This window comes from Streptomyces mutabilis (assembly GCF_014649815.1).
Classification (GTDB): domain Bacteria; phylum Actinomycetota; class Actinomycetes; order Streptomycetales; family Streptomycetaceae; genus Streptomyces; species Streptomyces mutabilis.
The window spans coordinates 1-952 of sequence record NZ_BMTT01000105.1; the positions used below are offsets into that span (position 1 = coordinate 1).

Here is a 952-nt window from a genome sequence, read left to right on the forward strand (position 1 = left end):
ATAAAAAACGCTGGGAACCGAATGGATTGGCGTTTTCGGAGTTGATCCGCTGGGCAATAGAGGGCGGAACCCCCGAACAATGTCAGCTTGTTTTAGCGTTATATCATTGTACGAACGATGACGATTATCAGGCGATGGGAATTCAGTTAAGCCGAAGTATTGATAATGCAAATGTCAGCCCGATCATCTTTTTCACAGGTAAAAATCAACGGTTATTAGGTGATGTTTCGATGCTAAAACAGCTCGAAGAAAAGGGGCGCTGACGTTAGGTTTACCTATTATTTTATGTATTATCCTATCTATTATTCTATCTATTATTTTATCTATTTCGTCTGTAATAGGTAGAATAATACATAGAATAAGATACAGAATAATAGATAGAAGCTGAAAAACTCATGATGCTTAGCGCATCAAAGCCACTCATTTTCTGGACGAAAATGAATGACTTAAGGCTCCGCCCTCTGACTATTTTCTTCGGCTGGACGCCTGCGAAAAAAGCCATTCACCCAAGCCCGTCAAACTCACTGCGTTCGTCTGACCACCCCCTTTTTTCGCCCTGTATTTGGTCGCTCAAAAATGTGGTGGTCAGACGCTTCGCTTGACGGGGGGCTTTGCCCCCAAAACGAAACACGTTCACTGGGGTTCACTTGCCATCGCTGGGGCGTGTCATTTCGTTTCGGCTCCCCCTGTTTTTCCCTTTCTTCGCTGGACGCTCATCAGGAGAAAAACAAAAAGCCTACCGCCCTCGTTTTACTCGGTTGGTCAAATCGCTTCTTGCCACAAAACAAGTTTGTGACTTTCAGCGATTTCGCATCGTTTTACTTGTCAGTTTGCATGATGTTAAAAACGCACTCAGAAGCTCGTAAAACCGTTCTAAACTTTCAGCTTAGATTTGGGTGTTTTGTAGGGTGATCGTGTCTTAAAATCGTTTTGAGGGGCTTTAATGGGGATG

General features: G+C 43.6%; 1 protein-coding gene. It reads left to right on the forward strand.

What is annotated here, in order from left to right:
* Positions 1 to 263: Rossmann-fold NAD(P)-binding domain-containing protein (locus tag IE142_RS39645; RefSeq protein WP_191889412.1), on the forward strand; the 263-nt coding region annotated here is incomplete at its 5' end.
* Positions 264 to 952: the final 689 nt, after the last annotated feature.